Below are 26,113 nucleotides of genomic sequence, written 5' to 3'. Positions count from 1 at the left end.
GATAAATTTATCAGCACTATTTAATAATGGTGTTCAACTATGGATATATTGTTTGCATCTTCAAGGGGATCTCAATATCGCTATTTTAAAGCGTTAACAAATAAGCTTCCATATGATAGCGGTGTTACAACCTTTTACCCGTCTGCTCCTTCACTGAAGGATTTAAAGCATCTAAACCTTCAATTGTTAAATAAAGGCATTGCTTTTCATGTGTCTAGGAAAAAGGCAAAAATAGGTGCTAATTGGCTACCTAATTGGGTTTGGTGGCTATATAAGATAAAAGCTTATTTACGTTTTTCAATGATTTTTCTAAGCTTTTGTAATCACTTTAAAAAACATAAAGTGGAATATGTTGGTATTTGGAACGGGCACCGGCTTCCTGAGATGGCTGTTAAGTTAGCTGCGAGAGAATTAGGGGGAAAGGTCATTTTTTTTGAAAACGGACTTCTTCCAAATTCAACGACTATGGACTTTACTGGTGTTAATGATAAAAATTCATTAGTGCGAAGTGCTGAGTTTTATGTGGAGTATGCTCAGAAATATCAGTCAGAAAAACTACTAGATGTGAATATCGTTCCAAGGACACCTCATAGGAATAAAAAGAATAAACAGAAAATGACACGTCCCGAAGGAGTTAAATACTTGTTTGTACCATTTCAGGTTGGTTTCGATAGTCAAGTGTTGATTAATTCGACATGGATTAATTCAATGTCGAAGTTTTTTGAAGTGCTGGAGGTGGCGATAAATCGAATTATTAATGAAAACCTAATAATAGTTGTTAAAGAGCATCCCTCAGATCCAAAAGACTTTAAAGAATATTATGCTCGTCACCCTAGGATCTACTTTAGTAATGAACCTACAGAAGAGCTTATTACGAATAGTGAAGCTGTCATTACGATAAATTCCAGTGTGGGGCTGGAGTCTCTTACATTAAAGAAAAAGGTCATCATTTTAGGTGAGGCTTGTTATAAGATTTCTTCGATTACACAATCTGCGTCGACTGTTGAGGGCTTGGTAAGTGTGATAAATGGTATTAATGATTGGAAGTATGACGAGTTGGCTTTGAAGGGGTACGTGTCATATCTATCTAATGTCTACTTGTTGAGGGGGGCTTGGCAAAAGCAATTAAAAGACCCAAATGATGAGCATATTAGAAGTTTTGTGAATAAGATGGGGGAGAGCTTGGGAAGTAACCAGCGGGTAGGTGTTGCATCTGAAAGTCATTTATTAGCGCCATAGTCTACAATTGAGGCGTCGTTTCTTATACTGAAATTGATAATTAAGAGTTTTATCAGTACTATCAATTGTTTAGATAGTTTAGTGACTGGAAACCTGCTTGCAAATTTTTTTTGATGTACAGCAATTGTACTACGTTCCACAATATACCCCATTGCAACATGAGCTAGAAGGTCTTGGGGTTAAGTGTGTATATGTTTTTTACCGTGATGCAGAGCTATATCCTCAGCAGGCTAAAGTTGCCTCCAGTTTAGGTTGTGCAATACGCTGGGTTGAGGATGAGACCGAGGCAAAGGCTGTGTATTTGGCTGAAAAGCCGGAATGGGTAATACTCGGAAATTATTTTGATGACTTAGAAGAACTGCATAGATACAGTAAAACAGGCCTAATGAGTCACGGAATTGGCCCCAAAGCATGCTACTACACTGTATCAGACTCAAGGCCTTATGTTCGTTTTGTTGAGGGTCCATATCGCACTAAAAGATTGAAAAGTATGTACCCTGAATCAGAGTTTGTGGATGTAGGGTATGCAAAGTTAGATCCAATCATAAATCATCAAGAGAAACTGACGCTTAATGACCTTGGATTGGATAATTTAAAACCGACAGTATTGTATGCGCCTACATTTTACCCAAGTAGTATCGAGTGTTTTTCAAAAGACTTCCCTTCGGATTTTGGAGATTATAACATAATCCTGAAGCCTCATTATTTCTCATTAGCTAATGTAAAGTATAAGAAGCAAAAAAAATTATTAGAACATTGGTCTAGTTTTAATAACGTTTATTTAGCAACCATAGATGAAGTTAATATTTTACCATTTATGTATATCTCAGATTTACTAATCAGCGATGCATCTTCTACCTTATTTGAATTTGCAGCATTAAATAAGCCTATCATTTGGTGTGACTTTTATAAGTTAAGGTTAGGTTATAGAGGTTTATTTAAATTTAGGTTTGAACAAAGAATGGATCAAGATCTTTATAAATACGCTGATATTTCAGTGCATGCTAGTGGCTATAGAGAGCTAAAGAAGGTTGTACAACGGCAGATCGCTAATCCTGAAGAATTTGAATCTATCCGTAAAAAGTATACTGCAGAGTTAGCTGGCTTAGTTGATGGGAAGGTTAGTAAAAGGATTGCACAATACATTGTTAAAAAACCATAGAGTAAAATTGTGAGTTATAAAAGAAAAGTTATTACTTTTGGCACCTTTGATGTATTTCATATAGGACATATTAATATACTTGAGCGGGCTAAAGCAGAGGGTGATTACTTGATTGTGGGTGTTTCATCTGATGCTTTGAACTTTAATAAAAAGCAAAGGTACCCTATTTATCCTCAGGATCAGCGATTAAAGATTGTTAAATCTTTAAAATTTGTTGATTATGTATTTATCGAAGAATCACTTGAGTTGAAAGTCGAATACATTAGGCAGTTTAGTGCTGATATATTGGTTATGGGGGATGATTGGAAGGGGCGCTTTGATGATATGGAGAAGTATTGTGAAGTGATTTATTTACCAAGAACTCCATCGATATCTACAACAGAAATAATTGAAGTTGTAAAAAATAATTAGGATTACAAATAGCAGGGCCATTTAAATTAGTTGGGCAGCACCTTAAGCTTATGGTGCTGATTATGTTTTTGAAGATGTGGCCCTATTGGGTGTTGTTAGAGAGAATCGTTTATTGTCTTGGGAAGCTGGCATTAGTATTAAATCGAATTAGGCAGAAAAAGTAAGAAGAATTCTTTTGGAAATTTTAGCTTCGAAGGTATCGAGCTAGAATCAAAAGATTTATTAAGGATATTGGCCCCTTTAAAAAGGGGATATGATTGTTATTAAAAAACATTTGTTATATTTAAAAAAATATGAGTTGTTGGGTATATTTATAAAATATAAAAAAATGTGAAGAGTATTTAAATGTTGCCGGTAAAAAAACAGTTGTTGTGTGTGATTCCCCTATAAAAATATGGAAAGTTCAGGAAATATTGATTTTTTTGGAGGGGATTTAATGTTCCATGTGAAAAGGATGAGTATTTGGAATTGATATATGGGGATTGGCGAACTCCAGTTAAAGAGTGGGGTTATGTGATTGATAATAAGCGTGTTAAAGACGTATTGGGAAAAATGTAAATGTTGACTTTAAAAAAATTTGGTTATCCTGAGACTTTAATTAAAAGTTACAATCATTGGTATTTACTTTTGAGGCCAAATCAATCAACTTTTGCATCATTGATACTTTTTTCTAAGGGATTAGATCATAATTTCTCGAAATTAGATCAAGATGCATTTACTGAATTAAAAATAATAACAAGTGAGATAGAAGGTATATTAAAGCATCGTTTTGATTATTCGAAAATTAATTATGAGATGTTAATGATGGTTGATCCTGAGGTTCATTTTCATGTATTTCCTCGTTATGATAGCCATACTATGTTTTGTAATTTTGAATTTAATGATGTTTACTGGCCAAAGCCAGTTGATGTAACTCATGATTTAAAGCTAGATAAGGCAATTCAGGATGAGCTTATTAGAGTATTGAGAACGGACTTTAATAATAAGTCTACGGCTTTGCATAGGAAAAAATATGCAAAAATGTATACGTCAGGATGTTTTGATATATTTCATCAAGGTCATTTAAATATAATCAAAAAAACCAAAGAGCTTTGTGATTATCTGGTTGTGGGTGTTTCAACTGATAAATTAATTCTTGAGTCAAAAGGTCGTTTACCATTGATTCCATTTGAAGAACGTGTTTCGATTTTAGAAGCAAATAGGTACATTGATGAAGTAATACCTCAAGTAAATAAGGATAAGCAATCGATAGTGGATATGTATAATATCGATGCAATTTCTGTTGGTAGTGATTGGTTTGGGAAGTATCCGCCAGTGGCTTGCGATATGGTATATTTTGATTACACTCCAAATGTAAGCTCCACTGTACTTAAGCAAAAGCTTAACGATTAGCCAAGTACTTGATTGTAAATTTTTCTATTTTTGGGTGGGTATTAGGTGTTCGTTGCTTTTGATATAGCAAATATTTATTATTTGCCTCAATTTATGTCTGTTATTGAAAGATGCCTTGAATTAAGTTCCAAGGTTAAATTAGTTATTTATAAATCAAATATAGATCACGAATATCGTTGTGTATTTGATAAGTTGAAAGTTGATCTTGTGTGGGTTGAAGATGACTACGCTGCGTTAAATACCTATAAAAAAGAAAAACCAGATTGGATATTATTTGGAAACTCATTTAAGTTTTTATCTAGTTTATCTGCGAATACTAAGACAGCACAATTGGGTCATGGAATTGGACCGAAACCGAGTTATTATCATAAATCATCAACACCCATGACTGTAAGGTTTATGGAGGGTGATATACGTCTTTCAAAAATTCAAAGTATGTTTCCTGATGATACCTTCATACAAGTAGGTTATTCAAAATTAGACCCAGTATTTAATGGTTTAGAGAAAGGTTTAAATTTAGCAGACTTAGCTTTAAATCCAGAGAAAAAAACAATTTTATATGCACCAACTTTTAATCCCAGTTCTTTAGAGTGTTTCCCTGATGATTGGCCATTAGATTTTGCTGAATTTAACATTCTCATTAAACCTCATTCTTTTACTTACACAATTGATCAATATGCTGGGCAAAGGGAAAAACTAAAGAAGTGGGCCTCATACGAAAATGTGTATGTTGCAGGTCCGGAAGAACTTTCGCTACTGCCGCATATGGTTAGTGCAGATATATTATTAAGTGAAGCCTCCAGTACGCTATTCGAATTCGTTGCTCTTGATAAGCCTGTGGTGGTGTGTGATTTTTATAAATTAAAGTGGTCCTATCGCGGTATTTTTCACTTTAGGTTTAAGAAACGGTTTGGGACCGACAATGTTTTGTATAAAGATATCGGGCCTCATGTGAATAGCTATAAGAAGTTACGAGAGGTTGTTCTTGATGAGCTCAATTGCCCTGAAACGTATAAAGCACAAAGAGCTCAATACACGCGTGACCATGTTGGCCCTATTGATGGCTTGGTTTCAAAGAGAATTGTCGACTATTTAATTGAAAACGCGTAGTTTTCTCACTATATCTGTAAAGAACTTTAATAAATTCAGCGACTTAGCTTGTAACCTGTATAAAAATGAGGCAAAGTCTTAATAGTGGCTAAAGCTGGTTTAAAGTTGTACATCTTAAAAGCCTGATTTATGTAACTTATGGGGGTGGCCCTTTATGACAAAATCTGAGCTAATCGAACGCATTACAGAAAAACATCCTGATATGTCCAGCAAGGACATAGAGCTGGCTGTTAAAACAATTTTAGACACTATGTCTCAAGCTCTTAGCCAAGGTGACCGAATCGAAATCCGTGGCTTTGGTAGCTTCTCTCTTCATTTTAGAAATCCTAGAGTAGGGCGAAACCCTAAAACGGGTGAGTCAGTTCACTTAAAAGGTAAATACGTGCCCCACTTTAAGCCGGGCAAGGAATTAAGAGAGCAAGTTAATGAGCATTAGTGTAACGGTTTGAATATTTAACCATTATTATTGAGCGGATATATGGAAGACACCTTAGAAAGTTTACTGACATCCTCCAAAGAATTTCAATCACTCAAACAACACTACGAAGAAGTATCTTCCATTAAAATGAGGGATCAATTCGAGCAGTCTTCTACACGCTTTGATGAGTTTAATGTAAATGCTGCTGGCTTAAGCTTAGATTACTCCAAAAATCGTATTACCTCTCAAACGCTTCCACTTCTGACTCAATTAGCCCATTTTCGACAATTGCCACAAGCAATTAATGCGATGTTTGCAGGTGAAGAAATAAATGAAAGCGAACATCGTCCAGCATTACACACAGCATTAAGGAATTTCTCAGATGACCCTGTGTTTGTTGATGGTGTGGATGTTATGCCTGAGGTTCGTTCAACCTTGACCCGAATGAAAGAATTCTGTTGGCGTATTCGTAATCAGCACTGGCGTGGCTTTTCCAATAAGCCGTTTACGGATGTGGTCTCCATAGGTATTGGTGGTTCATTTTTGGGTCCTAAATTAGCTTCTCAGGCGCTGAAACCGTATTGGAGTAAGAAGATAAACTGTCACTATTTAGCCAATATCGATGGCTCAAATCTGACAGAAGTTCTGCAGGGACTTAGCCCAGAAACCACAGTATTTATTGTACAAAGTAAAAGTTTTGGTACTCAAGAAACATTGAAAAATGCCACCGAATGCAGGCAGTGGTTTTTAGATAACGGTGGTAAAGAAGCGGACTTACCTAGACACTTTACGGCAGTAACGGCTAATGTGGCTAAAGCTAAAGAATTTGGTATAGCAGAAGAAAACGTCTTTCCTATGTGGGACTGGGTTGGTGGGCGTTATTCTTTATGGAGTGCAATTGGTTTACCATTGATGCTGACAATAGGGCACGAAAACTATAGACAGTTATTATTAGGTGCCTATGAAATGGATTGCCATTTTAAAACAGCTCCGTTTGAAAAGAATCTGCCCGTAATTATGGGGTTGTTAGGCGTTTGGTATATAAATTTCTTCAATGCACAAAGCCATGCAATACTACCCTATGACCACTACCTTAGAGGTTTACCGGCACATATCCAACAATTGGATATGGAAAGTAACGGTAAGTCGGTTAACAAGCAAGGAGAGGCATTAGATTATCAAGCAGGCCCTATTATTTGGGGCGGTGTAGGGAGTAATGGCCAACATGCTTATCATCAGTTGCTGCATCAAGGCACTCAATTTGCCCCCTGTGATTTTATCCTACCTTTAATGACTCACAACCCAGTAGGTCACTTTCATGAATTATTAGCCAGTAATTGTTTGAGTCAGTCGCAGGCTTTAATGCAAGGGAAAACCTTGCAAGAGGCCAAGAGTGAATTAATGGCGGAAGGTCTATCAGACGCTGAAATATCAGTCTTAGCTCCACAAAAAGTCATACCTGGAAATCGCCCGAGTAATACTATTTATTTTGATAAGGCGACCCCCAAAATTATAGGTGCACTAATTGCACTTTATGAGCATAAGGTTTTTGTTCAGGGACAAATTTGGGGAGTAAATAGCTTTGATCAATGGGGTGTTGAGTTAGGTAAAAAATTAGGTGAAAAGGTCAACAGTGCATTATTAACTGACGTTAATAATGATATTAGTGACCAGTTTGATGCCTCTACATCTGGTTTAATTAAAGCCTTTAGAAGCATGAAAGATAAGCTCTAACATAGAAATGGCCAGTTGAAACTGGTTACTTCTTTAATATGGTAAAGCTTAATAATAAATATAAAGCTAGAATAAATGCTGGTTGTGTTACTACCAGCATGAATTCATAAGTGTTTCACTCGTTCAAGATACAGCATTCGCTCCATCTTTATTTATCTCTTTCAGTGGGTCTTCTGAGCTTTTTTATAAATGATCAATAATACTCAGTCCTATACCCCCTAGCTTATTTCCAAATCTAATGCAGTTTTTAATGGGTTCGATGTTACCCAAAACTTTATAAAAGAATTATTAGAAATTAGTAATAATAAAGATATAAATTAAACAGAATTTTAGTTATTTTTTTTGTCATATGTGGCGACTACTTGTCGGCTTAAAGCTAAAAGAGAACCGCTTGACGAATAAATTCTTGCTTCGGTATGGGCTAAGCCTACCGCCGCCTGTATTAAGTCACATTCATAATATAACATTTCACCACAAGGGAGTTTTTTTCTAGGGTGGATAAACTCAATATTCCATGTGACGCTACTAGAGGGGGCTGGAGAGTTTAGGAGTGATAAGGTAGCAGGTGGCCATGCATCAATTAAAGCAATAATTGCACTATCACATAATGGATCTTCATGGTTTTCAAAAGACACCCAGCCCTTAATTGTCTGAGGTTGAGAACCACTAAAAGGCATATTTTTGCTGTTCATTCGCATATCAATATGTTGAATAAAATTAGGCATAATACCTTTTATAAAAGGAAATTTTTGCGCATTATTTATATCTTCAGCTGTGATAGTAGGCGGGTTAACTAAAATATTGGAAGGACGTTCATTGGCAAAGCAGCAATTTATAATGGTTTTAATTTTTCCTGATTGTCTAAGTTTAGCTTGAATATGGGTAATAGATTTACCGCTTGCTAATATTTCAAAATCTAAATGTACATCTTCTTCTGTCACTAATGCTGCACAAAATTGAATATTAATGGATCTTAAATCGCGGTCTGAAAATTCAGTATTTTCTTCAACATGGGTCAGTAACATTGCGGCACTTAGGCCACCAAAGACACTCCGGCCTTGTGCCCATGAATCATCAATTTGAAAAGGGGCGTCTTTTTTTGCACAAGTGAGGTAGTGTTTAAAGTTCTGCATAGTATCACTTTAATTAGAGTATAAACTGGAGTATTCATGAGTGCTTAAAGAAAATCAAATATAAGTCTGTTTCTAGTATTTTATAATAGTATAAATACATTACACCTTTTCATTTTATTCATAATAAATAAAAAAATTTTAAATGACGCTAGCTTATTGGTCTGTGTTTGTCGCTATTTTATTACCGATGGTATTTACATTTATTGGAAAATATACAGGACTTTAGGAGGCTAAAGTTAGTTTGGCTCCATGGATGTACCTTAAGTCTTAGATTTCTTTAAGGTGGGTTGAGTACTGTGAGGCCTCAATAAAAATATTAATTTGTTATAGTAATCGCTAATAACTGTAGCGTTTTAAAAGTGATGAGCGGTCAATTAAACGTAGTTATAATCGTTTGGTTGTTTTGTTTTACTAGTGACTTTTTCTAAGTGTTAAGTTGTAACGAAACAAGCAATTAGGGGATAGGGGATTCGGTTTTATTGGTTTAATTCCGTGATAAAAGTGACGCGACTCATTACTTAATATGACCACATCGCCATCCTCTAAAAGATATTCTTTTATAGGATCTTTTCGTGATTTTCCTCCAACTTGAAAAATAGCATTGAGTCCTAGAGAAATTGAGATAATTGGAGAATTCCTGTCCATCTCATCCTTGTCTTGGTGTAACCCCATTCCTTGACCTATTTGGTATTGATTAATTAAGCAGGCATCTGGGTTAAATAAAGGAATGTTTGCCAATTCACATGCATATTTGTGAAGCTGTAAGAACTCTGCAGGAATAGTAGTCCAGTGTTTATTAATTTCAGGGTCAATTTCACTATAGTGATAGCCCTTGTTATCTGATATCCAGCCATAAATGCCGCAGTTTGTGGTCATTGCTTGCATGGGATGTCCCATTGGCGTCATCATTTTTCGAAATGGCGAATATTGGGATATTTGTTGGATATGGAATAAACACAGCTGGCTAGGGGCTAGATGCTTAATTTGTACTAAACCTTGCCCGTGGTGAATAACAATAGGGGACGTCTGGGCCTGATTAATTGGATCTGAGAATAAGTCATGCATAAATGCATTGTACTTTAAGATTTAGGGAATTAGCTAATGAAGTTTGCAATACTGACGTAGAGTAAAAAAGGCGGCACAAGCTGCCGCCAAAGAGTTCCCAGATTAAAAGGAATTATTTTTCACGAGCTAGGTAAAAGAAAAAGTCAGGAGTGTCTCCTTTTGTCTCTCCGTAGCCAATGATTAGATCGTCGTTGATTTTACGGAAGTAGTCTAAAATAGGTTGGTTATCATAAATCAGTCCAGTAGATACAACATCACCGAAAACCATTTCACGTAAGCGAGCAGAGCCTAGTTTATCAAACACTTGAACCGAGCCATCCGCAGCGGTGACCAATAGAGGTTCTACATATTCTCGTGATACAAAGCGTTTGCCGTACCAATTAATGACATCAGGTTTGCCACCGTCAAATTTTCCACCTTTCCATTGGCCAAACATAGCCTCTGGTTTGATGGGTTCTAAGTCTAGAAATAGGGGCATTAGTTCATTAGTTGTGTGAGATTTACCGCTATTAATGATCTCGGTCCATTTATTTGAGAGGGCCATGTTGTCATCCTTCATTGCACTGAAAGCACTTACGCAAAATATAGAAGCTATAAGAGTGGTAAATACTTTGATTATTTGACTGGTTGAAAGTAATGGTGCCATAAGTTTTCCTTTTATTATTATTAAGTAATTAATTGCTTTAATGAATATTTTATTAGCTTTGGTTATTTGGCCTTTTTTTGATGGTTAGATAACCAAAAACATCATCTTTTTATATGAGCATTTGCTCACTAGATATTAACAAGGAATTATAATCATGCAATGACTTTTATAGGTAAGAAGATAAATGATGTATATGTGGCAGCTTATTACCAGTCATAGCAAGCAACTAAGTAGTGGCCTGCTATTTCTCAATTCATACTATGTTTCTTTATCTTGATTCCAATCGGTACATTGTTTCAATGTCACTCCTGAGCCGCCAAAAATATCTAATGCGCTGCCTATTGTGAGGTCTACATTGCCTTTAGATAGTTTTTCAACCAGTTTTAAGTCATCAATAGAGCGGGCGCCGCCAGCATAGGTTACGGGAATGGGACAATGCTCACCCAGAAACGAAACGAGATCCTCATCTATACCTGCTTGTAATCCCTCTACATCAGCGGCATGAATCAAAAACTCAGCACAGTGCTCAGCTAGTTCATGGAGTGTGCTGGGGGTAATCTGAGTTTGGGTAACAGTTTGCCAGCGGTTAGTGGCGATATTCCATCCGGATGCTGTACGGCGACAGCTTAAATCCAATACTAGCCTATCTTTACCTGTTTCGACTTTTATATCCTTTAGCTTATTGAAGCTAAACTCGCCATTATCGAATAGTGCGGATGTCACAATTACATGGCTAGCTCCAGCACTAAGATAGTGTTCGGCGTTGGATTGGTTTACGCCACCACCAAACTGCAATCCATTTGGCCAGGCTTTGAGAGCAGCTAAAACAGCTGTTTCATTGTCTGGTCCAAGGGCAATGACATGGCCACCGGTTAAGTGATGCTTATGGTATAAATCTGCATAATAGGCGCTGTCATAGCTACTTACAAAGTTGGTTTTAGCGCCTAGATCATTCAGCGTGCCGCCTACAATCTGTTTTACTTGGCCGTTGTGTAAATCAATGCAAGGTCGAAATAAGGTCACTATGTTTCTCACTAATAAAAAGCCTGCCGATTATAACGGAATATTATGGTCGATTCAGGCTTAAAATAATCATAGTAGGTTATCAAGTATTTCTGCATTCTTTTGATTGAACTCTATACTTTGGAGATACGATTATAAAGGGGAGGGATTGAGTGCCAAATTCCCGTACTTTGCTACTAAAAGCCGCTAATGCTATGGATCTCAAGTGGGCTTATGTGGATACGAACTTGATATATCGTCAGGTAAGTAGCCAGTATTGTAAGTGGCATAAAACTGATGAAAATAGAGTATTAGGGCGGAAAGTGGCACAGGTTGTGTCTACTGGTACGGCTCTTAGGTTATTACCGTATTGGGAGCAAGCTCTTGAGGGGCATGAAGTCAGCTTTGAAACCCAGCTTATTCGAGTGGGGGGGGATCAAATATCCTATGTTCAAGCCACATTCATACCTGACTTTCATCAAAATCAAGTTATTGGGTTTTACGTGTTTTATTTAGATCATACGGACGATAAAAAAGCGATAGCAACACTTGAAAAGCTACATGAAATCACCTCGGATGGAGCGCTTAATCTTGATGAAAAAGTTATGAAGATTCTTGATCTAGGAACGAAGGTATTTGATTTACCAATCGCAATTGTTAGTGAAATTATACATGAAAGATATATCGTCAAGTATGCCATATCTCCCGAAAATGCTATTAAGCCAAGCACTGAATTTGAGTTAGGAGCGACCTACTGTATTCATACTTTAGCTGCTAATGGTCCTTTAGCTTTTCACCATACTGGTGAAAGCGAAATTAATAAGCATCCTTGTTATCAAAATTTTGGTTTAGAAAGTTATATCGGTATACCAATTACTGTAAATAATGTTCGCTATGGGACATTAAATTTTTCAAGCTCAAACATTCGAGAAAAACCATTTAATGATTATGACTTTTCGTTAATCCGCTTACTTTCACAATGGATTGGAAATGAGTTAAGCCGTTATGAGTCGAATCATTCTCTTAGTTTTCAAAAAACACTTCTGGAGTCTATGAGTCAGCAAGCTCGCATTGGTACTTGGGAACTTGATTTTATTGATAAAAAACTTTATTGGTCCGACATGACTCGAGAAATTCTAGAGGTTGAGTCAGACTATCAACCAGGGTTGGAAACGACATTTAACTTTTATAAAGAAGGTACAAGTAGAGATAGTGTTAGAGAAGCGATTAATACGTCAATTAAAACAGGGCAAAAATGGGACTTAGACGTTCAAATTATCACAGCATCTAATCGTTGTATTTGGGTGAATGCTATGGGGCAGGCTGAATTTAATGGCAATAAATGTGTACGTTTATATGGATCATTTCAAGATATAGATAGCAGGGTTAAAACACATATTGAACTTGCAAGAGCAAAACAAGAAGCAGAACAAGCTACTCAAGCTAAAGGTGAGTTTTTAGCAAATATGTCTCATGAAATTCGTACCCCCATGAATGGTGTTCTGGGTATGTTAAAGTCTGTACTTAATACAAATATGGACGAAGAGCAAAGCTATCGTCTACAACTGGCTTATAAAAGTGCTGAGTCCTTATTGTTTTTAATTAATGATATTTTGGATTTTTCAAAAGTAGATGCAGGTAAGTTAGAAATTCATGAGCACGATTTTAATTTAAAACTGTTCATCGAAGATTTTCAGTTGTCTATGCGACCGAGTATTGAAAGCAAAGGTTTAGAGTTTGAAGTAGATACACAAGGTATAGAGATTGAATTTGTATTGGGAGATGAGCACCGTATTAAACAAATATTAATCAATCTTGTCGGTAATGCACTCAAATTTACTCACCAAGGTTCAATTCGCTTAATTATTGAAAGTAAATTGAGTGACCAAAACATTCAGTGTGTTTTTCGCGTTCAAGACACGGGTATTGGAATAGAATCAAAAAAATTAAATCACTTATTTGAGGTTTTTACTCAAGCGGATAATTCAACGACCCGTAAATACGGAGGGACGGGCTTGGGGTTGGCTATTACCAAACAATTATGTGAGTTAATGGGTGGTCGTATTCTAGCTGTAAGTACATTAAATCAGGGAAGTGAATTTTGTGTTACGTTGAATCTTAAGCAATCAACAAAAAAGCAAAGTTTGAAATCAAATTTAAATATACAGTCTTCACAGGAGTTAAGGGACTTTCATTCGCAACGTGTTTTGTTGGTTGAAGATAACCTTATTAACCAAGAGGTGGCAAAAGATCAACTATCAGACCTAAGTCTTTTAGTTGAAATAGCGGATAACGGGAGAAAAGCACTAGAAAAGCTAAATAATCACCCAGATGGCTATTTTCACTTAGTACTGATGGATTGCCAAATGCCGGAGATGGACGGTTATCAGGCGACTAAAGCAATTCGCAATGGAGAGGCTGGGTCCTTTAATGCTAGTTTGCCGATCATCGCAATGACGGCTAACGCAATGAAAGGGGATAGAGATACCTGTATTGCTGCAGGTATGAGTGAGTACCTGAGTAAGCCTATATCGGTGCAAGAATTACAGGCGATGATAGCGCTTTACCTTGAATCTGATCCGCTATGACGAAAAACCCATATTTCATGCGGATTTTCTAGCATGTGACATAGGAATCCGATAAGCTTCACGGCCGCTATTTTTGGCTGATTTTTAGCCTTCGTTGAGAGATGTTATGAGCTTTGATTCCTTAGGGTTATCCCCCAAAATTCTTCAAGCGTTAAATGAGAAGGGTTATAGTTCGCCAAGCCCAATTCAAAGCCAAGCAATACCAGCTGTACTGAGTGGCAAAGACATTATGGCTGCAGCTCAAACAGGCACAGGTAAAACAGCTGGTTTCACATTACCAATCCTGCAGCGCCTATTGGGTGGGAATAAATCTAAAGGCAATCAAGTTCGATCTTTGATATTAACGCCAACTCGAGAGCTTGCACAACAAGTAGCCGACAATGTAGCGACTTACAGTCAATATTTACCATTAAAAAGTACGGTGGTTTATGGTGGGGTAAAAATTAACCCTCAAATGATGCGCCTGCGTGGCGGGGTTGATGTTTTAGTTGCGACACCGGGACGCTTATTAGACTTACATGCCCAAAATGCTGTTAAGTTTGATCGCTTAGAAGTACTGGTATTGGATGAAGCAGACCGTATGTTAGATATGGGCTTTATTCATGACCTCAAGAAAATCATGAAACTCCTACCAAAAGATCGTCAAAATTTACTATTTTCAGCTACTTTTTCGGGGGCTATCAAAGAGCTGGCTAAAACGATAGTTCATCAGCCTATCGAAATCTCTGTGTCTCCAGCAAACAGCACAGCTAAAACCGTTAAACAATGGATTTACCCTAGTGATCGTAAAGCTAAGTCACCATTGTTATCTTATTTGATCAAAACCAATGATTGGCAGCAAGTCTTAGTGTTTTCTCGAACAAAACACGGAGCTAACAAGCTCACTAAATTTTTAGAAAGTGAAGACATTAGTGCTGCTGCTATCCATGGTAATAAAAGTCAGGGTGCCAGAACCCGAGCTCTTGAAGACTTTAAGGGTGGTAAAGTTCGAGTATTGGTGGCTACGGATATTGCAGCACGAGGTATTGATATTGATCAGCTGCCTCAGGTAGTGAATTTTGACTTACCGAATGTCGCTGAAGACTATGTGCATCGTATTGGTAGAACGGGCCGAGCTGGGGCTACAGGACAGGCCGTCTCATTGGTTAGTCATGATGAGTTTAAAGAGTTAAGTGCTATAGAGAGATTGATCGGCCGGGTATTGGATCGTGAGTACATCATTGGCTATGAGCCAGTGAATACGCTCCCTGATTCTCGTTTAGATACGCGCCCAATTAAGAACAAAAAGCCGAAAAAACCTCATGAAGACGGTCAGCGCAGTGGTGATGCAAAACGAGGTCATAAGCCACCTAGTAAAAACAAGCAACACGTAACAACAGGCGGTAACAATAAACCTTCAAGTAAGGCAAAAAAAACATCACAAGGGGGAAACACAGGTAAGCCACAGGCCCGAAGACGTCAACCTTTGAATGTGCCTAAATAAAGTCAAATTTGACCAATTAGAATAGGGTTGAAGGGGGTAAACCTTTCAACCCTTTTTTATAGGCACAAAAAAAGGCAAGATTTTCATCTTACCTTTTTTATTAGCTATGCCTTACGGCAAACACTGAACCTTATAGAGGAACGATGTTTTCAGCTTGAGGACCTTTTTGGCCTTGAGTTACAGTGAACTCAACTTTTTGGCCTTCAGCCAAAGTTTTAAAGCCAGTACCAGTGATCGCACGGAAGTGAGCGAAAACGTCAGGACCATTTTCTTGTTCGATAAAACCGAAACCTTTAGCTTCGTTGAACCATTTTACAGTGCCAGTAACAGTAGACATAATAATATCCAGATTTTTTCAGAGTAATTTAGTCTGCAAGCAGACGGGTTTTGCTGGAAGTTTTTGCTTTGAATTATGAAAACAGGTACGAAGACTAAAAACAGGACATCGCAGTGGTGTACATAAATATAAGACTTACTTTCAAGCTAGATTTAATTATATGCCGCTCAGGATACTTGTCAACGAATCCTTGGCTTAAACGAGCTATTAAATGGAATAAATTTCGATTTATCTTCTATATACCGCTAAATATTAAAAAACATCAAAAATACTCACTTTTTAACCTATTTGTAATGGTGTTGTGTTGGTAATTGGGCTTGATTCAAAAGGGCTAATTCTTGGCAAATCTGCTTGATGCCAGTTGCTTTTGCCCGTGTTCACAGAGCATCCGCTCAATATCGAGATCTTTTTGCTGCCAAAGCTGAGCAACCCAAGTATGTATCTCTTGCTTTAGTTGTCGGTCAGTCTGATAGTCTCCCTGACTAAAGTGAGCGGGAATTGGGATTGAGTTTACTTCTACGAGTATGTGGTCAATTTTACCGCACATCATATCCCAAAATGTCGGTGTATGATCAGGGTAAACAATTGTGGCGTTACTAATAGAAGAGAATTTATCGCCTAAAGCTTGAATCGTAAACGCTAAGCCTCCCGCTTTAGGTTTGAGCAAATGTTTGTATGGGGAGTGTTGTTTTGTGTGCTTTTCAGAGGTGAATCGAGTGCCTTCTAAAAAATTCATAATGCTGGTAGGAACTACCGAGAATTTTTCGCACGCTTTTTGAGTCTCCTTCATGTCATCACCTGCTTTTTCAGGGTATTTCTTTAAAAACTCCCTTGAGTAACGCTGCATGAATGGAAAGTCTAATGCCCACCATGCTTGCCCCACAATGGGAACATACTGCAATTCTTTTTTAATAAAGAATTTTAGAAAAGGGGCCTTTTGGTGAAATAATTTATATAAGACAAAAATGTCTACCCAACTTTGATGATTAGCGGTCAACAAGTACCAGTTATGTTTGTGAAGGTTGTCGACACCAGTAATATTCCACTTAGGACGATATACCCAGTCAATCCACCATAAAATTCCTTCCAACCACATACTGGCAATGAAAACGATAATAGGATCAAAGATTTTAAGCACTAGCCACTTAGGTGAGATAACCTTCAGAACTATAGCAAGATATAAGAAAGTTCCTAAAATGAAGGTGTGGGCCAGCAAAGCGAGCGCACTAACAACTCCAATGACTTGATCAAAGGCTTTATTTTGCATAACAGTGCCTAAGGTTACCTGTTGATGTGATCATGATTTGAATACACCATATTATGGATGACTGTTTGATACACAATTATAAATTCTAAAGGTTAATTTTGACTATAGTACGTAATAAAGCCAACCCAAGATACGGTTAATAGTAGCCAAGGCAAGAGAAGCATGGAGCGTCTTGGTTGTACCTGTGCTATTTCTGGCTCTTGGTTTTGTTGTTCCTGTTTTAGTTGTTTTTTCAGTTCTTTATCTTTTTCTCGGGCTTTAGCTTTTTGTTGTTTTTTGTATTGTTCTATGCCTTTTGCAATTCCTTGAGCAATTAACTTGCTCTGTTCTTTAGACTGCCCCTGTTTTTTTGTTCCGTTAGCTATGGTTGTAGCCTCGTCTAGGGATTTATCTGAGATCGATTTTTTTGAGTATTTAGGCATAAGAATATTACATTTTACTAATTATTGAATGATCATGGCTAGGCGTAAGGTACACGCTAAGGTCCTTGGGTTTATTAAACCACTTTGCTTCACCATTTTTATCACAGGTGAGCGTGCGTTCACCAAATAATATTTTGGCATCTTCACATGATATTTGTAGATCATAACTGACCAGTCGGTGGCAATCAGCTGTTTTAAAAATATAGCCATCAGTTACCACTGTTACAGGAGAGGTACTTTGCCCAGGTTGTCCAATTAATTGAAATCGTTCGCCATAGAATTCCTGACATGAAAGTGCATGACCAGCCTTAATTTTATATGAGGGTATGGAGACTCGAATTTTCTTTGAGTTTGGAAAAGGACTCCATGGCCCCATTTTTTTAGCAGGCATAGGAAATAGGTTTTTAGCAAGCTCTGATTCAGGAGATAGATCTTTTATGAAGTCTATTAAACTTTCAAGGCTAATATATTCTGAATCAACTTGGGCAGTTAGCTGGTCAAAATCATGCTTCATTTTAATGAATTTTTTAACAAAGGCTTTTTCACTTAATGGAGAAAGTGAGTGGGCTTCTAAGGTATGTTTAAATTGGTTTTGTGGGAATGCGACAGGGTATATTAAACCAGTGAATAGTAACCCACATAGTACCAATATAAAGGCTCCTTCAATGGATATCACATTAAATAGATTTGCTTTACCCTCTGAGGCGGCCATGTCTTGTCTAAATTGACTGTTAAAAATTAACGCTATGATAATTAGGCTAAATAATAGTCCGCAAAGCCCTGATACCCAAAATGGCCAAGTAATATCCATATGTTATCCGTATTTAATATGTATTGGATGCCTGAAAATGCTTAGAGGGAAGTATGCCTAATATGTTGCTGAGTAATACCTAAAAGTGAAAGCCAGTGCACAAAAAAATACAATATATGGCAGAGGTTGTCGCTACTTAGTAAGGAAACCCGTAATGCGACTGCGCAGTTGTTTAAGTTTGCCAGTATGAAAGGCAGGTAAAAATGGTGCGGGGCGGATGTTAGCATAAATACTAAGCCGCTGTTGATTTGCTAAGGCTTGGCCTCGACAATGGAATCCACGGATATCGGCTAAAACTAAAGTATTGGCTTTTACGGGGAATGAACTTAACTCACCACTATTAAGTTGGTTTAGCTCTTCAGGTGTAATTCTAAAAGCGCCACCTTTGTTCGCTTGGCTAGCCTCTATGCTTTTTCGTTTTTCCCATGATAAACGGCGTGTATCCATATGATTTGAGCCTTTAGCATAGGAAAAAGGACCATGCTCCGGTGTTACATCTTCAATAAAATACCAAAGTTTAATGGCACTATGGAATGTGTCGCGATGAATGGCTTTTTGAATGTCCTGATTTTGAGCTTCTTCACCGTGAAGTAGCTTATATAAAAAGTATTTATCTTTATCGTGGTATGTACCTGCACATAGGGATGTTAACTGCTTGAGTTTTGGGTTGTCCAAGAAACCCTGTACCGATGTTTGCTTGCTATCAATATTGTAAAAACGATTGAGAGTATCACCATCGTAGCGATCAAAACCCCAATCAAAGCTGTGTTTTTGCCCGAAGCCTAAATCTCCGTAGTTTTGTATAGGGGTTGTTTGATCCGCTGCGGACATGGTTTGTTTTATTTCTGCAGTAAGAGTTTTAAATTGATCTTCAGGCAGAAAATTTTCAAGTACAAGCACACCGTCTTTTTTAAAAGTTTTATACTCTATAGGGCGAGAAAGCCCGCCGACTTGAACGCGGCGTAACGCAAGAAAAGCATTGGCTAAACGAATGCGAAAAACGTGTAAACCCAAACCATTTAACAACGTGCTTCCTATAATCGGAAGGGCGAAACTCTTACTTGAAGTGAAAATACTCAATAAACCCATACATAACCCTTACTAAACAGGGGGATTATATCTATTTAAGCTTAAAGTAGGTAGCTTCTTGACTGTTTTTTAGGCAGGTCTTTAGGTGTTATACTCCAGTTATTTATAGGCTGGGTGTAAAAGCTGTATATGCGTTGTTGTGGTATTATGCATAACCTGATGGCTTGACTGTATTTGTATAAGGACTTATATGTCTCGTAAATTGATATCTAGCGGTTCTGATTTTGAAAATCAAATTGGTTACTCCCGTGCGGTAGTTGATGGGGATTATGTATTTGTTTCCGGTACGACAGGCTATCAATATGACGCAATGACTATTAGTGATGATGTGGTTGAGCAAGCGGAACAATGCTTCGTTAACATTCAAAATGTCTTAGCGGAGGCGGGAAGCGACATTAGCGACATAGTGCGCGCCACGTATATTTTTCCGAACCGAGATGACTTTAAAGCCTGCTGGCCAGTATTTAAAAAGTGGTTAGGTGAAGTAAAACCAGCGGCGATGATGTTTGAAGCTCGATTAATGAATGATGATATGAAAGTTGAGATTCAAGTAACGGCGAAAAAGCATTGAATGCTGGAAGGGCGTTTAGTATTTTTTGTTAACTTCATAGGAGCGGAAATGCTTGGTAATGAGGCGCTCTTGAGGATAGCTTGCTCGAAGCACTTAATGACCAAACAAGAAACGTCTTGTTGTTACTAAAAATGCCCACATCAGTGGGCATTTTTAGTTTTTATGATGAGCAATAGCCTAGTATTTAAGTTTCAAGTACCTGTCTATTGCTAGATGACATCAATGACATGATTACGGTACACGTAACGGATACGATTACTCCAATTCCCGAGCAGGTAAATGCATTGGAGGATTGTATGCTCAACCAGCTTTCAGGTGCAGCACCTACAATGAAAGCAAGAATACCTGAGTGTAAAAGTATAAAGGTAACAGCACCGCAGATCATGCCTGCGATGGCACCGGACTTATTCACGCCACTCCATTGACTGCCCAGTACAAGTGGACCAGCCAGAGCTGAAGTCATTCCGCCAATACCTATCCATACAATAAGAGCAATATTCACATCTAATAGTGCCCAAGCCATAAACGCTGAGCCAACAAGTACGGCCACAGTTGCGTAACGTGAAATATTCAAAACCTGCCTGTCCACTGCTTCTTCACTTAAATGTGCGTGCCACTTTGGCACAATACTTAAACGATAAATGTCGTTAGCAAATACTTGTGATGCTGAAATCACAAGGCCGTCAGCCGTGGACATAATGGCAGAAATAATAGCCACAGAAAGTAATGCAGCAAACCAAGCGGGCATAATTTCAATGAATAGGGCTGGAATAGATTCGTTTGGTGATAACCCTGTTTGCAGTAAATCATCGCCTAAAACGGCTCGGGCCATTAGCCCACCTAACGCCATGCATGGCAGAATCATGGCAAATATAAACGCCATGATTAAGAATCGCTTACGATCTGAATGGCTATTTAGTGCCCAAATCTTATTGCCAATGTGCGGTAACATGCCTAGAGGAATGTGAGCTATCACCATTAAAAAGATAGTTAGCGGGGAGCCAAATAAGGCATTGTCTTCTTTAAAAGGAGTGACTAATGACGGGTCGCTTTGTTTTAATATATCCAACACTGGTACAAAGTTTCCATCTATATTTACGCCGCGTACAAACAAAAATACGATGAATAATGCAATGGCCAGCATCATTAAACCTTGTACCCCATCGGTGATAATATCGGCGTGTGCGCCACCTATAGATACATAGATAAGTAGAACAATAGTAGTTAAGGCAAGGGCGTATTCTTTATCTAATCCTAAAATTTGCTCAAACATCACTAGACCAGCAACTAATTGGCCTGCTAAATAAAATAATAGAATTAACGAGAAAATTGAAAACGCCAAGCGAATGAAATCACTTTTATAACGCTCACCTAAGTATTCGGGAATAGACCGGCTGCCAAATGCTGCACCGCCTTTTGCAACAGCATTCATGCAAAGTAATACCCCAATATACACCCCGACAGGATATAAAAACGGATACCACAGAGATGACACACCTAAGCTATAACCAAGTCCAGGGATACCGATAAAAGTGGCACCACTGGCAGTTGTGGCTGCAAATGCCAATGCTAAAAGAAAAGGGCCATAAGCATTTCGTGCAACGGCATAGTCATCCCCGTTTTTTACTTGTCGACCAGCGTAAATACCAATACCAATCATGGCGGCGATGTAGGCGATGAGGAAAATCCAAGCCCAAGTGAGTAGTTCATTTGTCATGGTTATAATGCGTCATTTGTTGTTATTTTAAATTAGGGAACGAATTTTAAAAGACTGAGCCTGTGTGTAAAGCATGTTTTGGAATAAACGTTTAGCCTATGGCAAACTAGGGGGATATCATATCTTTGCAATGCAATATAAAGGAAATACCCTTGGGAATCTCAGCATTATTGTTGATAGACGTTCAAAAAGGATTTGATGACCCTAAATGGGGTGTCAGAAATAACTCTCAAGCTGAAGCGAATATGAAAAAATTGCTGGAGTACTGGCGTACACAAAGCTGGCCTGTAATTCATATTCAGCATTGCTCCACCGAACCGGACTCGCCGTTACGCCCAGAAGTTGAAGGCAATCAATTTAAGCGTTTTGCGCAACCTGCAGTTGGCGAGCCTGTGTTTAAAAAAACCGTGAATAGCGCCTTTATTGGTACTGAGCTTGAGGAATATTTACGTGCCAAAAATATCCACTCTCTTGTTATCGTGGGTTTAACCACAGACCATTGCGTATCTACGTCAACACGTATGGCAGGGAACCTAGGCTTTAATGTGATCTTAGTGAGTGATGCGGTAGCTACGTTTGATCGAACAGGCCCTGATGGTGTGTATTATTCAGCAGAGCAAATACATGAAATTCATTTAGCTAGTTTAAATGGTGAGTTTTGTGTGGTGAAAAAGTCCGAAGACGTTATTTAATTGAGATCTTTAACATCCAATCATAATCTTATTGTTTTCGGAAAAAGCGAGTTCCTTAAATTTAGCTTTGAAGGATTTTAATTTGGCATAGTACTGTCGTGAGTCGCATTCAATTGAAGTAGCGTAATTGGTGATCTCGACAGTTCCGTATCTAGTTATATAAGGCTTATGTTGATTTACAATATCTTGCCATTATTGTTCAGAAAATATTATTTTCTTTGCGTCGTTAAGATTTACCAAATCTATCTTGATTAGTTTTTTTGGGTAATATCCATCGGTAATATATGGAAAAAATTCAATGTCATATGGGATAAAAGCAGCTTTGTATAACTCGGGTTTTCCGGGCTCATCCTCTCTAATCTCAAAAATAACCTTACCATTTACTTTTATTGACCCAGAAAATGAGACGACTTGATGGTCAAAGTTTATATTTTGAACTCTAAATATATCATTATATTGATTAAATACTTGGACTTTATTTGTTTGAGAAAAAGTGGAAAAGGAGTTAAGGGTTAGAACGCTTAGTATTAACCCTCTAATAATAAGTGAGCTTCTTTGGGGTCTCATTTACCACCTTTTTCTTTCACGCTTTTCTTACGGTAATCCGCAGGGGTTTGTCCTGTCCAGCGTTTAAATGCACGAGTAAAAGCGCTTAATTCAGAAAAACCTAAATCGTAGGCTATAACCGTGAGTGGCAGTTGCGTCTGCTTAAGCAAGTAAAAGGCTTTATTTTGTTTTACGGTGTCTACTAGATCGCTATAGGATGAGCCGTCATTCTTTAATTTACGGTATAAGGTTTGGCGACTCATGTTTAATTGTTTGGCTGTTTGATCAGCATCAAACCCGCCATCGCTCAAATTCTTTTCAATTAAACGTTTAACCTTGCTGGTTATACTGCGCTTGAATAGTCGTGATAGCATCTGGTTGGCGTAACTAAGTGTCGCCACTCGCATGTGAGGATTGCGGCGCTTAGGTTTTAAACCTAGCATTTTTTTATCAAAAATCACTTCGCAGTAAGCTTGGTCAAATTTAACTTTGCATGGGAATACTTCTTCAAATTTTTGAAAGTATTCAGGTTTACTGTGTTGAAAATTCACTTCGTAAAATAACGTTTCAAGACCAACGGCCTTAATTGTACGCAGTACAACAATAGCCATAGTGCGCTCGATATCGGGAATGTTGTAATATTCTGGAGACTTATAGATATAACGCAGGTGGCAATTATTACCAATGTTTTCGTATTCAAGTTCAATGGCTTCGTTTACTACACCAAATAAACGTATGTAGTGCTCTAGGCCTTCTTTTAAGGTGGCGCTGTTGTATACAACATGAGCAACTAAGCCTAAATCTTCAATGCCTTCGTTTTGTGCGATGGTCAAGCCGATATCTGGGCGATTGCTTTTTTTGACTGCTAAGTCCCAAATTGCATGATAGATACTAATGGGCAGGCGATGGTCAGCCTCAGTTAATACAGATTCTTCAACCCCAAGCTCAGCAGCTAAGGCTTTTGTATCCATATTAAATTGCTGGAAAAAATCAATAATGGCTCTGGCTGAAGCTAATCCAACAGTGGGTTCAGATAGTGCATGCATGCAAAGACAAACCTAGCATCTACTTAAAATAATGGTGGCAATATAAGGGGTAACGGGGGTTACCACAAGAGGTAATACTAAAAGGGTAACCTTATACATATGGTTACCCTATAGGGTTAGCGGATTTCAGCCACAGTGACTTTTTCGTCACCGTTTAAAATGGGGGTAATGCCCGCGAGTGAGTTTTTGCGGTTTTCAGAGTGATGCCACTTTTCCCAAGCTTGAACAGATGTCCAGTTAGTGACAATGATTCTGTGATTCGGGCGGTGAATATCTGTCAAAGATTCGCTCGAAATATAACCAGGTGCTTCCAGTACAGCTTTTAAAGTGGTGCGGATTGCATCTAAGTAATTTAACTCAAGGCCTTCTGCGATATTGCGCTCAATGATAACTTTGATCATGATTTAATCCATTAGCAAACGTAAATACAAAATAGGCGATGCCTACCCCTTCAAGTTAATACTTAGTGCGTATACTTTCAAGGGAGGATTGCATATTACGCTACATTCTTAGAAACCGAGCAAAAACCCTTCTAAATGCCATTACCATTTGATCAAATAGGCAACAAAGGGTAACCTTCGCGCCCATTTTAAACGTTAATTAACCCTTTAGGTGTCTAACTTGATTTCAACGGCTAACATCACCATGCAGTTTGGGGATAAACCCCTATTTGAAGATATTTCAGTTAAATTCGGTGAAGGCAACCGCTATGGTCTGATCGGGGCCAATGGCTGTGGTAAATCCACATTCATGAAGATCTTAGGCGGTGAGCTAGAGCAAACCACAGGTACGGTTAGCCTTGATCCTAACGAGCGTATGGCGAAGTTGAATCAGGATCAGTTCGCTTATGAAGAATATTCAGTTATCGACACTGTACTAATGGGCCATGCCGAGCTTTGGAAAGTGAAAAGTGAGCGTGACGCCATTTATGCCAACCCAGATATGACCGAAGAAGACGGTATGCGAGTGGCCGATTTAGAAACAGAATTTGCTGAAATGGATGGTTACAGCGCAGAAGCTCGTGCAGGGGAGCTGCTTTTAGGTCTAGATATTCCCATAGAACAGCATTACGGCCTTATGAGTGCGGTCGCTCCGGGTTGGAAGCTGCGAGTATTGTTAGCGCAAGTACTATTCGCTGATCCAGATATCCTACTTTTAGACGAACCAACCAACAACTTGGATATTAACGCCATTCGCTGGTTAGAAGGCGTACTGAATGATCGTAATTGCACTATGATCATCATCTCGCACGATAGACACTTTTTAAATAGTGTATGTACTCACATGGCCGACTTAGATTATGGCGAATTACGTGTTTATCCCGGCAACTATGATGAATACATGACAGCTGCGACACAAGCCCGTGAGCGTATGCTGGCCAATAACGCTAAGAAGCAAGCACAAATTGCGGAGCTTAAAACTTTCGTATCCCGCTTTAGTGCGAACGCATCTAAAGCCAAGCAAGCAACCAGTCGCGCGAAACAATTAGACAAAATTAAGCTTGATGAAGTGAAAGCTTCTAGCCGTCAATCACCGTTTATTCGCTTTGAACAAGAGAAAAAACTGTTTCGTAATGCCTTGGTGGTTGAAGAGTTAAAGCAAGGCTACGAAGACAACACCTTGTTTGAACAAGTAAACTTAATGGTAGAAGTAGGCGAAAAAATCGCCGTGATTGGTCAAAACGGTATTGGTAAAACCACTTTGCTGCACACTCTTGCTGGTAAAATGGAGCAAAAGAGCGGCACCATTAAATGGTCTGAAAACGCAAATATTGGTTATTATGCTCAGAATCACTCAAGTGACTTTGAACAAGATATGAACCTATATGACTGGATGGATCAATGGAAAAACGAAGGTGATGACGAACAAGTAGTTCGTGGTCAACTTGGTCGTATGTTATTCAGTGCTAGCGATATTAAAAAGTCAGTTAAAGTGATTTCAGGTGGTGAACAAGGGCGTATGCTATTTGGTAAGTTGATGATGCAATTTCCAAATATTTTATTATTGGATGAGCCAACCAACCATATGGATATGGAATCCATTGAATCATTAAACCTTGCCCTAGAGAACTATGAAGGCACGTTGATCTTTGTATCCCATGACCGTCAATTTGTAAGTTCCATAGCGACGCGTATTATCGAAATCACCGAGCAAGGCATTGTTGATTTCCATGGTAGTTATGATGATTACCTTAAATCACAAGGTTTAGAAGCTTAGGCTTCAAGTTAAATT

25 protein-coding genes are annotated in these 26,113 nt (G+C 38.2%); 12 read left to right on the top strand and 13 right to left on the bottom strand.

Features of this window, described 5'->3' with window-relative positions:
* The first annotated feature begins 39 nt into the window (after positions 1–39).
* The 7 genes from ABWV45_RS05650 to pgi all read left to right on the top strand — a co-directional run bounded on the left by ABWV45_RS05650 (position 40) and on the right by pgi (position 7,466).
* On the top strand, positions 40–1,239 hold the full coding sequence (locus ABWV45_RS05650; RefSeq protein ID WP_353349563.1) for a capsular polysaccharide export protein, LipB/KpsS family: 1,200 nt from the start codon (positions 40–42) through the stop codon (positions 1,237–1,239).
* Between the two features lie 97 nt (positions 1,240–1,336).
* Positions 1,337–2,401 (top strand): CDP-glycerol glycerophosphotransferase family protein, encoded by a 1,065-nt coding sequence (locus tag ABWV45_RS05645; RefSeq protein WP_353349561.1) that lies wholly within the window; start codon positions 1,337–1,339, stop codon positions 2,399–2,401.
* Positions 2,402–2,410: 9 nt separating this feature from the next.
* Complete coding sequence (locus ABWV45_RS05640; protein ID WP_353349559.1) at positions 2,411–2,812, top strand: FAD synthase family protein; 402 nt, start codon at positions 2,411–2,413, stop codon at positions 2,810–2,812.
* A gap of 558 nt (positions 2,813–3,370) precedes the next feature.
* Positions 3,371–4,204, top strand: a complete 834-nt coding sequence (locus tag ABWV45_RS05635) for an adenylyltransferase/cytidyltransferase family protein (protein ID WP_353349557.1) — start codon at positions 3,371–3,373, stop codon at positions 4,202–4,204.
* Between the two features lie 93 nt (positions 4,205–4,297).
* Entirely contained in the window at positions 4,298–5,314 is a 1,017-nt protein-coding gene (locus ABWV45_RS05630; RefSeq protein ID WP_353349555.1) for a CDP-glycerol glycerophosphotransferase family protein, read from the top strand.
* Positions 5,315–5,468: 154 nt separating this feature from the next.
* Positions 5,469–5,750, top strand: coding sequence for an integration host factor subunit beta (ihfB, locus tag ABWV45_RS05625; RefSeq protein WP_353349553.1), 282 nt, complete (start codon positions 5,469–5,471; stop codon positions 5,748–5,750).
* Positions 5,751–5,792: 42 nt separating this feature from the next.
* A complete protein-coding gene (gene pgi / locus ABWV45_RS05620; RefSeq protein WP_353349551.1) occupies positions 5,793–7,466 on the top strand; it encodes a glucose-6-phosphate isomerase in 1,674 nt (557 codons plus the stop codon).
* 329 nt (positions 7,467–7,795) lie between these two features.
* Here pgi and ABWV45_RS05615 read toward each other — a convergent pair whose 3' ends face one another.
* From ABWV45_RS05615 to hisA, 4 genes are all read right to left on the bottom strand, one after another.
* The gene (locus ABWV45_RS05615; RefSeq protein WP_353349549.1) at positions 7,796–8,599 is read right to left on the bottom strand and encodes a thioesterase family protein; all 804 of its coding nucleotides are present in this window, start codon (positions 8,597–8,599) and stop codon (positions 7,796–7,798) included.
* Positions 8,600–9,010: 411 nt separating this feature from the next.
* The gene (locus ABWV45_RS05610) at positions 9,011–9,664 is read right to left on the bottom strand and encodes an alpha-ketoglutarate-dependent dioxygenase AlkB (RefSeq protein ID WP_353349547.1); all 654 of its coding nucleotides are present in this window, start codon (positions 9,662–9,664) and stop codon (positions 9,011–9,013) included.
* Positions 9,665–9,776: 112 nt separating this feature from the next.
* Positions 9,777–10,310, bottom strand: coding sequence for a DUF4334 domain-containing protein (locus tag ABWV45_RS05605; protein ID WP_353349545.1), 534 nt, complete (start codon positions 10,308–10,310; stop codon positions 9,777–9,779).
* 258 nt (positions 10,311–10,568) lie between these two features.
* Positions 10,569–11,333: a phosphoribosylformimino-5-aminoimidazole carboxamide ribotide isomerase gene (gene hisA / locus ABWV45_RS05600; protein ID WP_353349543.1), complete on the bottom strand. Its 765-nt coding sequence runs from the start codon at positions 11,331–11,333 to the stop codon at positions 10,569–10,571.
* 152 nt (positions 11,334–11,485) lie between these two features.
* Between hisA and ABWV45_RS05595 the strand changes: the two genes are divergently transcribed.
* Positions 11,486–13,900, top strand: coding sequence for an ATP-binding protein (locus ABWV45_RS05595; RefSeq protein WP_353349541.1), 2,415 nt, complete (start codon positions 11,486–11,488; stop codon positions 13,898–13,900).
* A gap of 106 nt (positions 13,901–14,006) precedes the next feature.
* A complete protein-coding gene (locus tag ABWV45_RS05590; RefSeq protein ID WP_353349539.1) occupies positions 14,007–15,383 on the top strand; it encodes a DEAD/DEAH box helicase in 1,377 nt (458 codons plus the stop codon).
* 130 nt (positions 15,384–15,513) lie between these two features.
* Here ABWV45_RS05590 and ABWV45_RS05585 read toward each other — a convergent pair whose 3' ends face one another.
* The 5 genes from ABWV45_RS05585 to ABWV45_RS05565 all read right to left on the bottom strand — a co-directional run bounded on the left by ABWV45_RS05585 (position 15,514) and on the right by ABWV45_RS05565 (position 19,309).
* The gene (locus ABWV45_RS05585; protein WP_353349537.1) at positions 15,514–15,720 is read right to left on the bottom strand and encodes a cold-shock protein; all 207 of its coding nucleotides are present in this window, start codon (positions 15,718–15,720) and stop codon (positions 15,514–15,516) included.
* 331 nt (positions 15,721–16,051) lie between these two features.
* Complete coding sequence (gene yihG, locus ABWV45_RS05580; protein ID WP_353349535.1) at positions 16,052–16,987, bottom strand: 1-acylglycerol-3-phosphate O-acyltransferase, YihG family; 936 nt, start codon at positions 16,985–16,987, stop codon at positions 16,052–16,054.
* A 92-nt stretch (positions 16,988–17,079) separates the two neighbouring features.
* Positions 17,080–17,409 (bottom strand): DUF2956 family protein, encoded by a 330-nt coding sequence (locus ABWV45_RS05575; protein ID WP_353349533.1) that lies wholly within the window; start codon positions 17,407–17,409, stop codon positions 17,080–17,082.
* Between the two features lie 7 nt (positions 17,410–17,416).
* A complete protein-coding gene (locus ABWV45_RS05570; RefSeq protein ID WP_353349531.1) occupies positions 17,417–18,220 on the bottom strand; it encodes a hypothetical protein in 804 nt (267 codons plus the stop codon).
* A gap of 132 nt (positions 18,221–18,352) precedes the next feature.
* Positions 18,353–19,309: a phytanoyl-CoA dioxygenase family protein gene (locus ABWV45_RS05565; RefSeq protein ID WP_353349529.1), complete on the bottom strand. Its 957-nt coding sequence runs from the start codon at positions 19,307–19,309 to the stop codon at positions 18,353–18,355.
* A 190-nt stretch (positions 19,310–19,499) separates the two neighbouring features.
* Here ABWV45_RS05565 and ABWV45_RS05560 point away from each other — a divergent pair, with 190 nt between their 5' ends.
* Positions 19,500–19,880, top strand: a complete 381-nt coding sequence (locus tag ABWV45_RS05560; RefSeq protein ID WP_353349527.1) for a RidA family protein — start codon at positions 19,500–19,502, stop codon at positions 19,878–19,880.
* Positions 19,881–20,064: 184 nt separating this feature from the next.
* On the opposite strand, the gene ABWV45_RS05555 is transcribed toward ABWV45_RS05560, so the two are convergent.
* Positions 20,065–21,597 carry a sodium:solute symporter family protein gene (locus ABWV45_RS05555; RefSeq protein ID WP_353349525.1) on the bottom strand — a complete coding sequence of 511 codons (1,533 nt, stop codon included), beginning with the start codon at positions 21,595–21,597 and terminating at the stop codon, positions 20,065–20,067.
* A gap of 152 nt (positions 21,598–21,749) precedes the next feature.
* Here ABWV45_RS05555 and ABWV45_RS05550 point away from each other — a divergent pair, with 152 nt between their 5' ends.
* Positions 21,750–22,289: a cysteine hydrolase family protein gene (locus ABWV45_RS05550; RefSeq protein ID WP_353349523.1), complete on the top strand. Its 540-nt coding sequence runs from the start codon at positions 21,750–21,752 to the stop codon at positions 22,287–22,289.
* Positions 22,290–22,481: 192 nt separating this feature from the next.
* On the opposite strand, the gene ABWV45_RS05545 is transcribed toward ABWV45_RS05550, so the two are convergent.
* The 3 genes from ABWV45_RS05545 to ABWV45_RS05535 all read right to left on the bottom strand — a co-directional run bounded on the left by ABWV45_RS05545 (position 22,482) and on the right by ABWV45_RS05535 (position 24,282).
* Positions 22,482–22,856 carry a hypothetical protein gene (locus ABWV45_RS05545; RefSeq protein ID WP_353349521.1) on the bottom strand — a complete coding sequence of 125 codons (375 nt, stop codon included), beginning with the start codon at positions 22,854–22,856 and terminating at the stop codon, positions 22,482–22,484.
* Entirely contained in the window at positions 22,853–23,881 is a 1,029-nt protein-coding gene (locus tag ABWV45_RS05540) for an AraC family transcriptional regulator ligand-binding domain-containing protein (protein ID WP_353349519.1), read from the bottom strand. Before ABWV45_RS05540 ends, ABWV45_RS05545 begins: the two co-directional genes overlap by 4 nt.
* 116 nt (positions 23,882–23,997) lie before the next feature.
* The gene (locus ABWV45_RS05535; protein WP_353349517.1) at positions 23,998–24,282 is read right to left on the bottom strand and encodes an antibiotic biosynthesis monooxygenase family protein; all 285 of its coding nucleotides are present in this window, start codon (positions 24,280–24,282) and stop codon (positions 23,998–24,000) included.
* 220 nt (positions 24,283–24,502) lie between these two features.
* Here ABWV45_RS05535 and ABWV45_RS05530 point away from each other — a divergent pair, with 220 nt between their 5' ends.
* Complete coding sequence (locus ABWV45_RS05530; protein ID WP_353349515.1) at positions 24,503–26,098, top strand: ABC-F family ATPase; 1,596 nt, start codon at positions 24,503–24,505, stop codon at positions 26,096–26,098.
* Positions 26,099–26,113 lie beyond the last annotated feature (15 nt).

Origin of the sequence: Oceaniserpentilla sp. 4NH20-0058, from assembly GCF_040371755.1 — a bacterium.
Lineage (GTDB): Bacteria > Pseudomonadota > Gammaproteobacteria > Pseudomonadales > Oceanobacteraceae > Bermanella.
The sequence above is the reverse complement of the archived record's forward strand: the minus strand, read 5'-3'. Positions and strand labels throughout refer to the sequence as shown.

Bases quoted from the DNA above. Each gene is read 5' to 3' on its own strand.
- ABWV45_RS05650 (WP_353349563.1), top strand. From the start codon at position 40: ATGGATATATTGTTTGCATCTTCAAGGGGATCTCAATATCGCTATTTT.
- ABWV45_RS05635 (WP_353349557.1), top strand. From the start codon at position 3,371: ATGTTGACTTTAAAAAAATTTGGTTATCCTGAGACTTTAATTAAAAGT.
- ABWV45_RS05630 (WP_353349555.1), top strand. From the start codon at position 4,298: ATGTCTGTTATTGAAAGATGCCTTGAATTAAGTTCCAAGGTTAAATTA.
- ihfB (WP_353349553.1), top strand. From the start codon at position 5,469: ATGACAAAATCTGAGCTAATCGAACGCATTACAGAAAAACATCCTGAT.
- pgi (WP_353349551.1), top strand. From the start codon at position 5,793: ATGGAAGACACCTTAGAAAGTTTACTGACATCCTCCAAAGAATTTCAA.
- ABWV45_RS05615 (WP_353349549.1), bottom strand. From the start codon at position 8,599: ATGCAGAACTTTAAACACTACCTCACTTGTGCAAAAAAAGACGCCCCT.
- ABWV45_RS05610 (WP_353349547.1), bottom strand. From the start codon at position 9,664: ATGCATGACTTATTCTCAGATCCAATTAATCAGGCCCAGACGTCCCCT.
- ABWV45_RS05605 (WP_353349545.1), bottom strand. From the start codon at position 10,310: ATGGCACCATTACTTTCAACCAGTCAAATAATCAAAGTATTTACCACT.
- ABWV45_RS05590 (WP_353349539.1), top strand. From the start codon at position 14,007: ATGAGCTTTGATTCCTTAGGGTTATCCCCCAAAATTCTTCAAGCGTTA.
- ABWV45_RS05585 (WP_353349537.1), bottom strand. From the start codon at position 15,720: ATGTCTACTGTTACTGGCACTGTAAAATGGTTCAACGAAGCTAAAGGT.
- yihG (WP_353349535.1), bottom strand. From the start codon at position 16,987: ATGCAAAATAAAGCCTTTGATCAAGTCATTGGAGTTGTTAGTGCGCTC.
- ABWV45_RS05575 (WP_353349533.1), bottom strand. From the start codon at position 17,409: ATGCCTAAATACTCAAAAAAATCGATCTCAGATAAATCCCTAGACGAG.
- ABWV45_RS05570 (WP_353349531.1), bottom strand. From the start codon at position 18,220: ATGGATATTACTTGGCCATTTTGGGTATCAGGGCTTTGCGGACTATTA.
- ABWV45_RS05565 (WP_353349529.1), bottom strand. From the start codon at position 19,309: ATGGGTTTATTGAGTATTTTCACTTCAAGTAAGAGTTTCGCCCTTCCG.
- ABWV45_RS05560 (WP_353349527.1), top strand. From the start codon at position 19,500: ATGTCTCGTAAATTGATATCTAGCGGTTCTGATTTTGAAAATCAAATT.
- ABWV45_RS05555 (WP_353349525.1), bottom strand. From the start codon at position 21,597: ATGACAAATGAACTACTCACTTGGGCTTGGATTTTCCTCATCGCCTAC.
- ABWV45_RS05545 (WP_353349521.1), bottom strand. From the start codon at position 22,856: ATGAGACCCCAAAGAAGCTCACTTATTATTAGAGGGTTAATACTAAGC.
- ABWV45_RS05540 (WP_353349519.1), bottom strand. From the start codon at position 23,881: ATGCATGCACTATCTGAACCCACTGTTGGATTAGCTTCAGCCAGAGCC.
- ABWV45_RS05535 (WP_353349517.1), bottom strand. From the start codon at position 24,282: ATGATCAAAGTTATCATTGAGCGCAATATCGCAGAAGGCCTTGAGTTA.